Source organism: Deefgea rivuli DSM 18356 (assembly GCF_000620145.1).
In the GTDB taxonomy this organism is placed as follows: domain Bacteria; phylum Pseudomonadota; class Gammaproteobacteria; order Burkholderiales; family Chitinibacteraceae; genus Deefgea; species Deefgea rivuli.
Window position 1 is genome coordinate 1 of record NZ_JHVM01000024.1, and the last position, 13,270, is coordinate 13,270.

Genomic DNA, 13,270 nt, shown 5'->3' on the forward strand with positions numbered 1-13,270 from the left:
TAAAATCCGACACCCAGAGCTGATTCGGTCGTTCGGCGACAAATTGTCGGTTCACATGATCGCGTGGGCAAGCAACGGCCAGATCGGGGCGTGTCGTCCGTACTGCTTTACCACGCGATACGCCGCGCAAACCTAGGCTGCGCATCAAACGCTCCACGGTACACCGCGCCACAGTGTGTCCATCGCGCTTGAGTTGCCGCCATACTTTTACCGCACCGTACACCTGATGATTTAGTTGCCAGACGCGCGTAACTTCACCGCCCAGTTGCTCGTCACGAATGGCGCGTTGGCAACGCAATGCAGGATTGCGCTGTCGAGCGGCATAACGTCGATAGGCTGACGGGGCGACCTGTAACAGTTTGCAGATCGGCTCGACCCCGTGCTGCTCACGATGGGCATCGATGAATCCTCTTACGATTTCAAGCGGCGGTCGAGCTCCGCCTGTGCGAAATATGCGCTGGCCAAGCGCAGAATTTCGTTGGCTTTTTTAAGTTCGCGCACTTCGCGCTCCAACGCTTTGATTCGTTCGCTCTCTGCTGAGTTTTTGTTGGCCTGAACGGCATCGCCGCCTTGTCGACGGCACCATGTGCGCAGCGTTTCGGGCGTGCAGCCTATTTTGCTGGCAATTGAAACAAGGGTTGCCCACTCGGATGGATATTCGGCAAGGTGTTCAATGACCATGCGAACAGCGCGTTCGCGGACTTCGGGGGAAAAGTGAGTTGATTTCTTCATAGCGCCATTCTCTCAAGAATTGGAGCCTCCGCGAAACCCGGTACGATTCACTTTGGCATCTCAGTCTGTCTTGGAGGGGCGTTTAGTATTTACAAAGGCATTTATGAGCTTATAGATACTGGCTCGTACGCTTCTTTAGTGGTCGGCTGTTTTATGATTTTAGTTGGTGTTGCGTTTCTTTTTGCCAAGCCTTCTAGACCAGACTTAGATGGGTATTTAGGGACGAAAAGCGTATGAGCTCCCCGTTTTCAATGTCTTTCTTGCTGGCGGTTTGATATTCCTCTGGATATTTTTTCTGCGTTTTCTGCGTTTTCTGCGTCAGGGAGCTCTTGGGCTCCGTTTGTTGTTTGGTGCGGAACAGCCTTCCGCACCCTTGTGGTCTGATCCTGCGCAGGGTGGCATGTTTGCCTTACATGCTGTGCCTCACCATCAAGCCTGTGTGTCGGCAGAAGCATCCCCCATTGCCAATAGTGATGCCGCCGGGGCCTCTTGTACATTCATCGCCTTAATAGGCCAGAAAGAGAGCTGCTCGATGCAGGTGCTGCCTTCGGTCAACAGGCTGATGCCGTTGGCGCCTCCGTCCGGGAAAAGGCAGGCAGACAGAACTACTTTGCCGTCATTGGCAAAGATCTCCAGCGTGCTGCGGTCCAGCAGCAGGTGCAGGCGCATTTGGGTGGAAGAGGGGAGCGGAGCACGGCTGATACGGCCGTCGCCGGCACCGCTCAGGCGGGTGTCCAGTTCCAGTACACCCTCGGCAGGAAACCAGCTCAGCCGAGTGTGGCAGTGACGACCCTGGCGCAGCATGATGTGACAAGCGCTGTTATCGGTGGTGCTTAGTGTGATATCCAGTTCGCAGCAGTCTCCGTGCAGACCGGGATGTTGCCATTCGCCGTGGATCGCCTGGCCGGTCAGCTGCAGACTGTTGCCGCGCAGCGCTTGCAGCGCCGGATGAGGCTGTTGGCTGAGTTGCCCATCTTGCCAATCCAGCACACGGGGTACGCTCAGGCAGTGGGTCCAGCCTGCTGCGGCGCTGGGGGTGTCCGACTGTTCCGGCCGCCCCATCCAGCCCCACATCATGCGCTCGCCATTCGGGCCCTGCATGGTTTGCCCCGCGTAGAAGTCCGGGCCGTAATCCAGCGTTTGGGGGGGGGCAAAACCACTCTTATCCTGATCCATGCTGCAGTAGCAGCTTGCATTGGCATTGGGCCAGAGCCAGTTGTCACCTTCTTGCCCCTGCGGGCAGAACAGCATGATCTGCTGGTTTTGCATTGTAAACAGGTCAGGGCATTCGCACATATAGCCATATTGATTGCCGGTTAATAGCTCGCCGCGCAGCGTCCAGTTTTCTAGTGTCTGGCTATAAAAATGCAGTACCGTTCCAGTGCCGTTGCTCCGCTGGGCGCCCAGCACCATATGAAAGCCATCCTCGCTTTGCCATAGCTTGGGGTCGCGAAAATGAGTGGTATAGCCCTCTGGCGGATGAGGCAGGACAAGGCCCTGTTTGGTAAAGTGGATGCCATCGTCGGAAACGGCCAGGCACTGATAGCTTTTTCGCTCCTGGCCGTCGCGTACATTGCCGGTGTAAATTAGCCATAATCGGCCATCTATCTCCAGAGCAGAACCGGAATAACAGCCATGGCTGTCATACCAGTCATCCGGCTCCAGCGCTGGCGGATGCAGAGTCCAGTCCACCAGGTTAAGACTGCTGGCATGGCCCCAACTTTTGGCTCCATGGGCGCAGGCATGAGGATTCCATTGAAAAAACACATGGTAGCGGCCGGCAAAGTAGATTAATCCATTCGGGTCGTTCATCAGTCCTTGCGGTGGCGACAGGTGAAAAGCCGGTCGCCAGTGAGCGGCTGCAATGGCTTCTTTACTCATGCCTTGGCTTCCTGTTGTTTCAAGCCAAACAGCCAGCTGGCGACAAAGGCGCTACCAAAGGCAATGATCAGGCCAATGATATAGTTCAGCATGCCAGCCCCCGGCACCAGAGCAATGCCTGGCAGGCCCGTCACGCCAATAGCGGTCATAAACACTTGGTTAAAGACGATCCAGGCTCCGCCCAATGCCCCGCCCAGTGCCGCCGCCACAAAGGGGCGGATAAAGCGCAGGTTTACACCAAAGATGGCCGCCTCGGTAATTCCCAGCAGGCAGGAGAGTGCTGCGGGCAGGGCAATTTGTTTAATCTTGGCGTCGTTCGTACGGAAGAACACAGCCAGCGCCGCGCCGCCCTGTGCCACATTAGCCATGGACCAGATAGGCAGCAGAAAATTCTTGCCGATAGAGGGATTACTCAACAGACCCGCTTCGATAGCATGAAAACTGTGATGAACCCCGGTGATCACCACCAAGGAGTACGCGCCGCCAAACAGCATCCCGGCAAAGACGCCGCCATGCTGGTAAACCATCATCAGGCTGAAAGAGATGCCATCGCCCAGCATGCGTCCGAACGGGCCAATCAGCAGCAGGGCCGCCAGCGCGCTAAGCATCAGCGTCAGAAAAGGCGTCAGGATTAAGTCCAGACTATTGGGCACCACACGGCGCAGCCGACGTTCGATATGGCTTTGCATCCATACCGCCAGTAAAACCGGCAGCACCGTGCCCTGGTAACCCACCTTGGCAATATGCAGGCCAAATAAAGTCCAGTATTCATGAATGCCCCCGCCCACGGTCCAGGCATTTTGCAGCGCAGGGTGAATCATAATGCCGCCCAGTGCCGCGGCCAGAAACGGGTTGGTATTAAATTCGCGGGCAGCAGAAATGGCAATCAGAATCGGCAGAAACACAAAGGCGGTATTAGAGAATATATCCAGGATCTGCAACCACGGCGTATCCGCCGCCAGGCCCAGCGTTCTGGCCGTGCCGATCACGCCCATCAAAAGGCCGCAAGCCACAATCACCGGAATAATGGGGACAAAGATATTGGATAGCATTTGCGCCATGCGCTGTGGCAGCCCCAAGCGTGCCGCTGCCAGAGTTTTGCTTTCCTGGTTGGTCGCCTCGCTCAGGCCGGTGATGGCAATCAGCGCTTCGCAAACGTGGTTAACCACGCCCTGGCCCAGTACGATCTGGAACTGGCCCCCAGTTGTAAAGCAGCCTTTTACACTGTCCAGTGCTTCCAGTGCGGGTTTGTTAACCAGCGCCAGATCTTTTAGTACCAGACGCAGACGCGTGGCACAGTGGGCAATGCTGACCATATTGTCCTTGCCACCGATCAGGGGCAGGATATCGACTGCAATTTGCTGGTAATTCATAGTCTTCTCCGTATGGTAACGTTACCACATTTGCTTTTTAAAAAGGCCCGTCTCTTTAAAGGGCCAACTGCCGTGTGCTATCGCGTATCTTGATGGTAAACGGCATCAAGGTCTTACTGGTGGCCGTGGTTTCTTGCTTTAGCTTTGCCAGCAGCAGTTGTGCCGCCCGGCTGCCGCTGGCCTGGTAATCGTAATGTACGGTAGAAAGCCGGGGCTGCATCATGGCTGCAATATCAATATCGCCCATGCCCGCAACCGAGATATCGTCCGGTACGCGTAAGCCCATTTCTGCCAGCCGGCTGATTGCGCCAATGGCCAGTCTGTCGGTGGCGGCCAAAATAGCCGTGGGTGGCTGGGGCAGTGCCATCAGCTGATCAATGGCTAGTGCGGCACTGGCAAAATCAAAGCCACCTGCTGTCATCAGTGTGCTGTCCGCCGAAATGCCGGCTGCAGACAGGGCCGTTTGATAACCGCGTTTGCGCTCGCCACCCACCTGAATATCGCAGGCATCCACCCCGATAAAGCCGATGCGATGATGACCGCGCTCCAGCAGTGCCTGTGTCAGGGCGGCAGCGGCGGCACATTCGTCTTGCACTACGCAGCTGATGCCTAAGCCGTATGTATCCTGGCCCAGTACCACCAGTGGCAGTTTCAGCAGAGAAAAAGCCTGGCGGTGTTGTTCGCCCAGCTCCGCAGCCAGCAGTAGCACGCCATTGACGCGCTGCTCTTTAAAGAGCTGCAGGGCTTTCAGTTCCCGCTCCACCTGGTTATCGGTATGGGCCAGCAGCAGGCTGTAGCCGGCGGCTTCCAGTACGGTGGAGATGCCGGCCACCATGGCGCTGATCGTGTAAGAATCGATACGTGGAATCACCACCCCCACCAGCGAAGACTGCTGGCGCTGCAAGCCCTTGGCCACGGCGCTGGGGACAAAGCCGGTCGCCGCAATGACGCGCTCGATACGCTCGCGTACTTCGGCCTTCACATAGCCTGACTGGTTAAGCACCCGTGAAACCGTGGACACCGAGGTTTGCGCCAGGGCCGCCACTTCGCGAATGCTGTTAGCTGTTTGTGGTAACGTTTCCATGTTGTGAAGACTACCCGCCGCTTAACCGTATTGTCAATGCGGTGCAGCCCTAGCGGCGGGTTAATATCATTTTGTACAACAGCCCTGAGATTGGCGATAATCGGATCCAATCTACCGCGCGAGCGGTTTAGTCCAAGCCAAATTTGTGGATGCTAATAGTTGAAAAACTAAAAGCTGCTAACCAACAGGTAGCGGCCTTCAAGATTTTTGCGGTACTCCACGGCTGCTCGGTCTTAGTGAGTATTTCTGGGCTGAGGTTTGAAATTGCATACCAGAGGTGGGCAGTCCACGAACGACTTGGCTGCATCTAGAAAATTCGGAGCGATTCAATTCTCCTAGATGAATAAGTTTTAGACAATTGTAGAAGTGAATAAATTTATTTTTTTACTGAGCAAGCCTGCTCAAAAAAAGATGCAATCAACAAACTTTGACGGCGTTCAGCTAGGCAATACACATAGGTTTCTGTCTTCACTGGATTACCAACGATCCGGATCATTCGTATGTCTGGGTGGGCAATAAACTCAGCTTCAGACACCGCACCAATTCCCAAGCCTCGAATAACAGCCTCTCGTAATGCTTCGCGACTTCCGATTTCCATCGACATCTGCAGCTGAATTCCTGCTTGTTTGAGTACCTTATCTAAGGCATCTCTGGTCGTTGATCCTTTCTCTCTGCGCAGTAAAGATTGCTGATTTAATTCATCAAGCTGAATGCTTGTGCGTTTCGAAAATGGATGGCTAATGTGCGCAAATAGCACCACCGGATGACGTGCGTAACAATGAGTCATAAAGCGTGGATCATCTTGGCTACCAGCTAATACAGCAATATCGGTTATGTAATTTTCAAGGTCGGCTAGCACCGAAGCTGAATTTCCAATGCGAATGGATATTTCGATGCTAGGTTGGCATTGCCGATATGCATCGACCATTTCGATGACATGAAAAGGGCCTACTGCGCCTAATTTTAAATGCCCCCGCTCCAATCGCCCCGAGTCATGCAATAGATTGTATGCATCTGTTTCTAATGCAGTTAATTGCTGAGCAATCGGCAATAGTTTTAATCCAACTTCAGATAATGATATTCGCCGCCCACGACGAATAAACAATTCCACATTGTGCTGTTGCTCCAAGGCTTGAACCTGGGCAGTGAGCGTAGGTTGACTCAAGCCAAGAGCTCGAGCGCCAGCGCTAAAGCTGCCTTGCCTTGCGACGGCGAGAAAGGCGCGAAGCCGAGCGCTGCTCATCTATAGATTCCTTCTATGGTTTGGTGTCAAAAGACATACTAAACCGAGTAGATGACTGTCACATTACATCGCTAATCTCGCAGCATCTTTTCTCCATCGAGGTTTGCCATGACACGTTTTTCTTATTTACTCCCTTCTGTTTGCGTCGCTTTGCTACCCGTTTTGTTTTCTAGCCATGCGATGGCCGCCGAAGCGAAAACCACGTTGAATATTGGGCTGATTCCATCTGAAGATGCGCAGGCGATGATTGAAACGAGCAAGCAAGTTTTAGATAGCCTGCGGCAAAAAACCGGCTTAACCATCAAGCCATTTGTGGCCACCGATTACAACGGCGTGATTGAAGCGCTGCGCTCGGGCAAATTGGATGTTGCTTATTTAGGACCATTTTCGTATGTGCTCGCCAATTCGGTCGCCAATACCGAAGCTTTCGCCGTTGCCGTCACTAAGAAAAACAAATCAAGCTCCTACAAAAGCATCATTATCGCGCGCAAAGATGCAGGGATTGATACGGTCACTCAACTGAAAGGGCGTACTTTTGCTTTTGTTGATCCAAGCTCGACATCAGGGCATTTATTTCCTAAAGCAGGTTTGCAGCAAGCCGGTTACGACACGGATAAATTATTTTCTCGCGTTATTTTTTCGGGTTCGCACGATGCCAGCATTCTGGCCGTTGCCAACAATAAGGTTGATGCGGCAGCGGTAGCTGATCGAATTTTCGCTTCCGCAATTAGCAAGGGTCTTATTAAGCAAGATGATTTTAAAGTTGTCTGGAGTTCTCGTGCGATTCCAGAATCACCAATGGTTTGGCGCAAAGATTTGGACTCGGCGCTTAAAGCAAAACTCTCAAAAGCATTTGCTGAAATCAAAGATTTGCCATGGGGCGACCAAGGCATGCTCGATGGTTTCCAACCCACCACGGATGCGGCCTACGATCCGGTTCGTGATGCAGCCAAAGTCTTGGATCTGGATCTAAGGAAAATGAAATGATCCGAGTTCGGCAACTGACAAAATCCTACGGCAGCAATATGGTATTGCGCGGGATAGATTTGGACGTGCCAGCGGGTGAGTTCGTTGTCATCCTTGGGCAATCGGGCGCAGGGAAGTCGACTTTCCTGCGTTGTTTGAATCAACTCGTTACCGGGGATGCCGATGAGTTGCAAGTCGCTGGGCTGGATGCGCGCCAAGCGAAAAATAAGCAGCAGCTGCGGCGGCAAGTGGCGATGATTTTTCAGCACCATCATCTGGTGCCACGACTATCCGTATTGAAAAACGTACTGACGGGTCGACTGGGTGCGCTGTCGACGCTGACGTCCATTCTGCAGCTCTTTCGCAGTGACGATGTGGCGTTGGCGCATGACTGTTTGAATCGAGTCGGCTTGGCGGAAAAAGCGGATGCGCGCTCGGATTCGCTCTCGGGTGGGCAAATGCAACGCGTGGGGATTGCGCGCGCATTGGCGCAATGCCCGCAAATCATCTTGGCCGACGAACCCGTCGCCAGTCTTGATCCGCAGAGTGCGCGCAAAGTGCTGCAGTGTTTGCGCGATGTGACACACGAGCTGGGTATTACCGTGGTGTGCAATTTGCACCAAGTTGAATACGCGCGTGAATTTGGCGATCGCATCGTCGGTTTAGCGCATGGCCGTCTCGTCTTTGATAGCCGTGATGGTGCGCTAAGCGATGCCGATTTAAAACGCATTTATCCCGAGCCAGAAGCGACAACGCCGACTTCGCCGAGTTTTGTGCCTTCGCCCGCTCTCATCCGTACCACTGCTGCAGGAGCTGTGTGATGTCTCAATATCGCTGGTTGGTCAATCGACCGCAAACCCCAGCAGGATGGCTGGTACTGGGTTTTGGCGTTTTGGTGTCGATTTTGGTGTTGATGTGGAGTGCTAAAGGCGCAGAGCTCAGTTGGGCCGAGCTATTGTCGGGCTTGCCGCAAATTGCCGACTTTATTGGGCGGACGATTCCGCCGGATATAGATATTTTGCCGCGCTTATTCGCGCCAGCAATGGAGACCATCCAGATCGCAGTGTGGGGAACGTTGTTTGGTGTGTTATTTGCCGTGCCTTTGTCTTTTTTGGCCGCACGCAATCTCAAAATGCCTTGGGTGCTGTACCAAGGCACTCGCCAACTTTTCAATTTGATCCGCAGTATTAATGAGCTGATTTTGGCTTTGATTTTTGTCTCTGCGGTTGGATTGGGGCCATTTCCGGGCGTCTTGGCCTTGGCGCTGCATGGTATCGGCATGTTGGGGAAGTTTTTTGCTGAGAGTATTGAGGAGATTGATCAAGGGCCAATCGAGGCACTGGAAGCGACCGGAGCGAGTGCATTGCAAGTCATCGTTTTTGGCGTGATGCCACAAGTGATTACTGCTTGGATTGCAGTCATTCTGTATCGCTTTGAAGTCAATCTGCGTTCAGCCACCGTGCTGGGCATGGTCGGCGCAGGTGGTCTGGGGTTCGAATTGTTAAGCAGCCTTAAGCTCTTTAAATATCCAGAAGCGGCGACCTGCATCATCGTGATTGCAGTGATGGTCATTGCCGCTGATGCCGTGTCGTCGCGTTTGCGCCGCGCCATTCAGAACGGTTAATCCAGCAATGGCAAACTTAATAAGAAATGGATCAAATCCAATGTGGCATTACCAAAATCCGGTCGATATTTTTGCTGGCCGTGGCGCACTCAATGAATTACCGACCTTGCTGGGCTCGCGCCGCGCAATCTTGATTACTTTTCCTGAAGCCGCATCGCTCGGGCTTTGCCAACGATTACAAGAATTACTCGGTGATCAGTTGGTGGCGGTAGAAAGCGATGTACAACCGAATCCAGATGTATCTTGGCTTGCGCCAATGTATGAAAGGCTTTGGGTTGCATACCCTGATGTTGAGTGCATCATTGCCCTCGGTGGAGGTAGCGTGATTGATTGCGCCAAAGCCATGCTGGCGCCAACGCAATCCAAAACGTTTGCTGAGTTAATCAGCCAATTGGCGGGTGCTGAGGTGCAATTGTGCGGGAAAGCAAAGTCACTCATCGCCATCCCGACCACCGCAGGCACGGGGAGTGAAGTAACCCCTTGGGCGACGATTTGGGATCAACATCATGCCCGCAAGCATTCCTTGCACCAGCCATGGTCGTGGCCAGAAGCGGCGATTATTGATGCCGATTTGATGGTGTCTTTACCACGCGGCAGTACCTTAGCCAGTGGGTTGGATGCTTTATCGCATGCGCTGGAATCGCTGTGGAATATTCATCGCAACCCAGTTTCAGCTTCACTGGCGGTGACGGCGGCGAAAGAAATTATCACGGTTTTACCGCAACTTTTAGTCCAGCTCGATGATGTGGTACTGCGTGAAAGAATGGCAGTGGCAGCACTGCAAGCCGGTTTGGCGTTCTCCAATACCAAAACCGCGTTGGCGCATTCGCTGTCGTATGACATCACGCTGCACCAAGGCGTGGTGCATGGCATTGCATGTTCGTTTAGCTTACCGCGTGTCATGGAAATGGCGCTGGGGGTGGATGCTGAGCTCGATACCTTGCTGCTCAGTATTTTTGACACATCAAGCGGCAGCAGTGCTGTTCAACGCTTAAATGATTTTCTTGAGTCGCTGGAAGTGAGTACCGATCCCGCCGATTACGGCCTAGCGGAAGCGGATTGGGATCATCGAGTACTTCAAGCCTTACAAGGGCCACGTGGCCGCAATTTTATCGCGCCCAGTGCGCAGCATGCTCAATAAAAGGAATGAAATAATGAATGCAATCGTAGAAAACAAATCAGCAGTCCAAGCGGTAATTTTTGATTGGGCTGGCACCTTAGTGGATTTTGGCTCACTCGCGCCAACTCAAATTTTTGTTGAAGTATTCGCGCAGTTCGGCGTGGAAATTAGCTTGGCGCAAGCGCGTGGCCCGATGGGTTTATCCAAATGGCAGCACATTAGTGCGCTATTGGCTGAGCCAGAAATCCAGCAGCAATGGCAGGACGCGACCGGAAAGCCCTCCAGCGATGAAGATATTGATGCGATGTATCAGCGTTTTATGCCGCTGCAATTGGCGCACGTGGGGAAACATTCAGCGCCAATTGAAGGCGCGCCGGATGTGTTGGCTTGGTTGCGCCAATCTGGAATCAAAATCGGCTCTTGTTCTGGTTATCCACGGGTCGTCCTTGATGTGCTCGTCCGTGATGCCGCCGCTGCGGGTGTGTCACCCGATTGCGTGATTGCAGGGGACGAATTGCCAGCAGGCGGACGCCCAGGCCCCTATATGGCGCTGGCGAATATGCTGGCGCTGGCCATTGATGATGTGCATCAATGCATCAAAATCGATGACACCCTGCCCGGTATTGAGGAAGGGCGTCGTGCAGGGATGTGGTGCGTCGGCATTTCGCTATCAGGTAATGAAGTTGGCTACTCTTTGGCTGAGTTGGCACAAGCATTGCCAGGTGATATTTCCCAAAGAAAAGCCAATGCTTGCGAGCGATTGCAAGGCGCGGGCGCGCATTATGTGATCGACTCGATTGCCGATTTGCCCGATGTAGTACGTGCGATTGATCGCCGTATTCAAGCAGGCGAAACGCCGCGCTACTGCACGGTATAACACCAGCCCTTTCAGCCTTGCCGCTAAGCATCTGAAGCTAGCAAGGCTGATCCAATTCGTTTCTGAATCGATCTAAGTCTGGAGTTCAGCATGAAATCGTTTTTTTTGCCTTTCTACTTTCAACCATTGCCCCAATAAGCGCCAATGCTACCGCATTGGAATCGTTTGATTACACGGAAAATGCCGCAATTTCAGGCCAGAATGTCGAGCATTTAAACCAATCCACACCAGAAATGTGTGCCGCCGCTTGTCTTGCTACTTCGCGTGCCAGCTGGTGTGTCTCATTCGATTATTTTAAGACTCAGCAAGGGTGTGATTTAAGCAATAAGCGCGCAGCCGATGTGGGCGGGCTCAAAACCAATTACGCGGGCAATCCTTATGATCACTACAGCATCAAAGAGCCGCTGCGCGCGTTTACATTTACCGCCAACGCTGCAATCTCAGGCTACAACAACGAGCATTTAACTAACGTCAGCACTGCTGATTGTGCCAATGCTTGCCTTTCCACTGAACGTAATAGTTGGTGTCGTTCTTTTGATTATGCAAAAGAAAACCGTTCGTGTGATTTAAGCGATCGCCGGGCGCGTGATATCGGCGGCTTAAAAACCAATTACAGCGGCAATCCTTATGATCATTACTCATTCGCGCCTATCAACGGCATTGTTAATCCTGTGCCTGGCAATAAACATGTTTTAATCATTGGCATTGATGGTTTGCGCGGCGATGCGATTAATTGCACAGGTTGCGCGGCAACGCCAGGATTGACGGCCTTGATCCAAGGTGGCGCGTTTCATAACAATGTCTTAGCGGGCGGTGCACAATCGACTTTTAGTGGCCCAGGTTGGTCATCCGTATTTACAGGTTTTTGGGCCGACCAGCACGGCGTCACATCGAATGACATTGGCTTGCCTTTATTGAGGCCACACGTGTTTGATTTGATCAAGCAAGCTTGGCCAACTGCAACCACTGCAGTCGTCGCTGACTGGGCGAATCTAACGCATAATCTGTTGCCGAAGCAGACTGATTATGTCGTCAGCACCGAAGCTAAAAACTCGAAAGCAGCGACCGATGTCGTGAAGCAGTGGCTGGGAATGGCGAATCCGCCGACGGCGATTTTCTATTATCTGCATAACGTCGATATCCATGCCGCCAGCTATGACCCATTCAACGCTAATTATCAAAGCAAAATCGCCGCAGAAGACCAACAAATCCAGCAGATTTTAGCAGCGCTGACGACCCGTCCTAGTTATGCCAATGAAGAATGGTTGATTGTGGTGACCTCGGATCATGGCGGCATCAATAGTGGTCATGGTGGCCAGACTGCGGCGGAGAGAGATACGCTACTGATTCTGAATAATAACTATCTTAACCCAAGTAAAACTGCATATTGCACAGGTAACTTAAGCAATATTTCTATGAGCCAAGTCGATGGGACTACTCCCCATATTTTAGACTTCTTAAACTTACCCAACGCAACGGCGGGCATTAAGTACGCGGGTTGCGGACACTGATTTGCAAGGTTGTTAGATCGATTTAAGCTACTTAATAGAGCGCTCCTACACCAAGCGCTCTATTAATCACTGCAAACTGAATCGCACCGGGTTTCGCGGAGGCTCCAATTCTTGAGAGAATGGCGCTATGAAGAAATCAACTCACTTTTCCCCCGAAGTCCGCGAACGCGCTGTTCGCATGGTCATTGAACACCTTGCCGAATATCCATCCGAGTGGGCAACCCTTGTTTCAATTGCCAGCAAAATAGGCTGCACGCCCGAAACGCTGCGCACATGGTGCCGTCGACAAGGCGGCGATGCCGTTCAGGCCAACAAAAACTCAGCAGAGAGCGAACGAATCAAAGCGTTGGAGCGCGAAGTGCGCGAACTTAAAAAAGCCAACGAAATTCTGCGCTTGGCCAGCGCATATTTCGCACAGGCGGAGCTCGACCGCCGCTTGAAATCGTAAGAGGATTCATCGATGCCCATCGTGAGCAGCACGGGGTCGAGCCGATCTGCAAACTGTTACAGGTCGCCCCGTCAGCCTATCGACGTTATGCCGCTCGACAGCGCAATCCTGCATTGCGTTGCCAACGCGCCATTCGTGACGAGCAACTGGGCGGTGAAGTTACGCGCGTCTGGCAACTAAATCATCAGGTGTACGGTGCGGTAAAAGTATGGCGGCAACTCAAGCGCGATGGACACACTGTGGCGCGGTGTACCGTGGAGCGTTTGATGCGCAGCCTAGGTTTGCGCGGCGTATCGCGTGGTAAAGCAGTACGGACGACACGCCCCGATCTGGCCGTTGCTTGCCCACGCGATCATGTGAACCGACAATTTGTCGCCGAACGACCGAATCAGCTCTGGGTGTCGGATTTTA

The 13,270-nt window shown here is 52.8% G+C and carries 10 protein-coding genes, 2 pseudogenes and 2 other annotated features; of the genes and pseudogenes, 7 read left to right on the top strand and 5 right to left on the bottom strand.

The window, feature by feature from the left end:
- The 5 genes and pseudogenes from Q320_RS22010 to Q320_RS0109855 all read right to left on the bottom strand — a co-directional run.
- Nucleotides 1–732 (bottom strand): annotated as a pseudogene (locus Q320_RS22010) (IS3 family transposase); the annotation flags it as partial.
- Nucleotides 341–457: a sequence feature (AL1L pseudoknot), on the bottom strand. (Overlaps the previous pseudogene by 117 nt.)
- Nucleotides 733–1,161: 429 nt before the next feature.
- The gene (locus Q320_RS19385) at nucleotides 1,162–2,613 is read right to left on the bottom strand and encodes a glycoside hydrolase family 32 protein (protein ID WP_051534648.1); all 1,452 of its coding nucleotides are present in this window, start codon (nucleotides 2,611–2,613) and stop codon (nucleotides 1,162–1,164) included.
- Nucleotides 2,610–3,986, bottom strand: coding sequence for a sucrose-specific PTS transporter subunit IIBC (locus tag Q320_RS0109840; protein WP_027468856.1), 1,377 nt, complete (start codon nucleotides 3,984–3,986; stop codon nucleotides 2,610–2,612). The genes Q320_RS19385 and Q320_RS0109840 overlap by 4 nt, the downstream gene beginning before the upstream one ends.
- A 55-nt stretch (nucleotides 3,987–4,041) precedes the next feature.
- Complete coding sequence (locus tag Q320_RS0109845; RefSeq protein WP_027468857.1) at nucleotides 4,042–5,070, bottom strand: LacI family DNA-binding transcriptional regulator; 1,029 nt, start codon at nucleotides 5,068–5,070, stop codon at nucleotides 4,042–4,044.
- 376 nt (nucleotides 5,071–5,446) lie between these two features.
- Nucleotides 5,447–6,313, bottom strand: coding sequence for a LysR substrate-binding domain-containing protein (locus tag Q320_RS0109855; RefSeq protein WP_027468858.1), 867 nt, complete (start codon nucleotides 6,311–6,313; stop codon nucleotides 5,447–5,449).
- Between the two features lie 108 nt (nucleotides 6,314–6,421).
- On the opposite strand from Q320_RS0109855, the gene phnD reads away from it, so the two are divergent.
- From phnD to Q320_RS22015, 7 genes and pseudogenes are all read left to right on the top strand, one after another.
- Entirely contained in the window at nucleotides 6,422–7,300 is an 879-nt protein-coding gene (gene phnD, locus Q320_RS0109860) for a phosphonate ABC transporter substrate-binding protein (RefSeq protein WP_027468859.1), read from the top strand.
- Nucleotides 7,297–8,100: a phosphonate ABC transporter ATP-binding protein gene (gene phnC / locus Q320_RS0109865; RefSeq protein WP_027468860.1), complete on the top strand. Its 804-nt coding sequence runs from the start codon at nucleotides 7,297–7,299 to the stop codon at nucleotides 8,098–8,100. Before phnD ends, phnC begins: the two co-directional genes overlap by 4 nt.
- A complete protein-coding gene (gene phnE / locus Q320_RS0109870; RefSeq protein ID WP_035853416.1) occupies nucleotides 8,100–8,903 on the top strand; it encodes a phosphonate ABC transporter, permease protein PhnE in 804 nt (267 codons plus the stop codon). The genes phnC and phnE overlap by 1 nt, the downstream gene beginning before the upstream one ends.
- 40 nt (nucleotides 8,904–8,943) lie before the next feature.
- On the top strand, nucleotides 8,944–10,044 hold the full coding sequence (gene psrA / locus Q320_RS0109875; protein ID WP_027468862.1) for an iron-containing alcohol dehydrogenase PsrA: 1,101 nt from the start codon (nucleotides 8,944–8,946) through the stop codon (nucleotides 10,042–10,044).
- A 13-nt stretch (nucleotides 10,045–10,057) separates the two neighbouring features.
- Nucleotides 10,058–10,900, top strand: a complete 843-nt coding sequence (gene phnX / locus Q320_RS0109880) for a phosphonoacetaldehyde hydrolase (protein ID WP_027468863.1) — start codon at nucleotides 10,058–10,060, stop codon at nucleotides 10,898–10,900.
- Nucleotides 10,901–11,055: 155 nt separating this feature from the next.
- Nucleotides 11,056–12,411: a PAN domain-containing protein gene (locus Q320_RS0109885; RefSeq protein WP_027468864.1), complete on the top strand. Its 1,356-nt coding sequence runs from the start codon at nucleotides 11,056–11,058 to the stop codon at nucleotides 12,409–12,411.
- 127 nt (nucleotides 12,412–12,538) lie between these two features.
- A pseudogene (locus tag Q320_RS22015) lies at nucleotides 12,539–13,270 on the top strand (IS3 family transposase); the annotation flags it as partial.
- Nucleotides 12,814–12,930, top strand: a sequence feature (AL1L pseudoknot). (Overlaps the previous pseudogene by 117 nt.)

Excerpts from the sequence above, each read along its gene's own strand:
- Q320_RS19385 (WP_051534648.1), bottom strand. The coding sequence starts at position 2,613 with ATGAGTAAAGAAGCCATTGCAGCCGCTCACTGGCGACCGGCTTTTCAC.
- Q320_RS0109840 (WP_027468856.1), bottom strand. The coding sequence starts at position 3,986 with ATGAATTACCAGCAAATTGCAGTCGATATCCTGCCCCTGATCGGTGGC.
- Q320_RS0109845 (WP_027468857.1), bottom strand. The coding sequence starts at position 5,070 with ATGGAAACGTTACCACAAACAGCTAACAGCATTCGCGAAGTGGCGGCC.
- Q320_RS0109855 (WP_027468858.1), bottom strand. The coding sequence starts at position 6,313 with ATGAGCAGCGCTCGGCTTCGCGCCTTTCTCGCCGTCGCAAGGCAAGGC.
- phnD (WP_027468859.1), top strand. The coding sequence starts at position 6,422 with ATGACACGTTTTTCTTATTTACTCCCTTCTGTTTGCGTCGCTTTGCTA.
- phnC (WP_027468860.1), top strand. The coding sequence starts at position 7,297 with ATGATCCGAGTTCGGCAACTGACAAAATCCTACGGCAGCAATATGGTA.
- phnE (WP_035853416.1), top strand. The coding sequence starts at position 8,100 with ATGTCTCAATATCGCTGGTTGGTCAATCGACCGCAAACCCCAGCAGGA.
- psrA (WP_027468862.1), top strand. The coding sequence starts at position 8,944 with ATGTGGCATTACCAAAATCCGGTCGATATTTTTGCTGGCCGTGGCGCA.
- phnX (WP_027468863.1), top strand. The coding sequence starts at position 10,058 with ATGAATGCAATCGTAGAAAACAAATCAGCAGTCCAAGCGGTAATTTTT.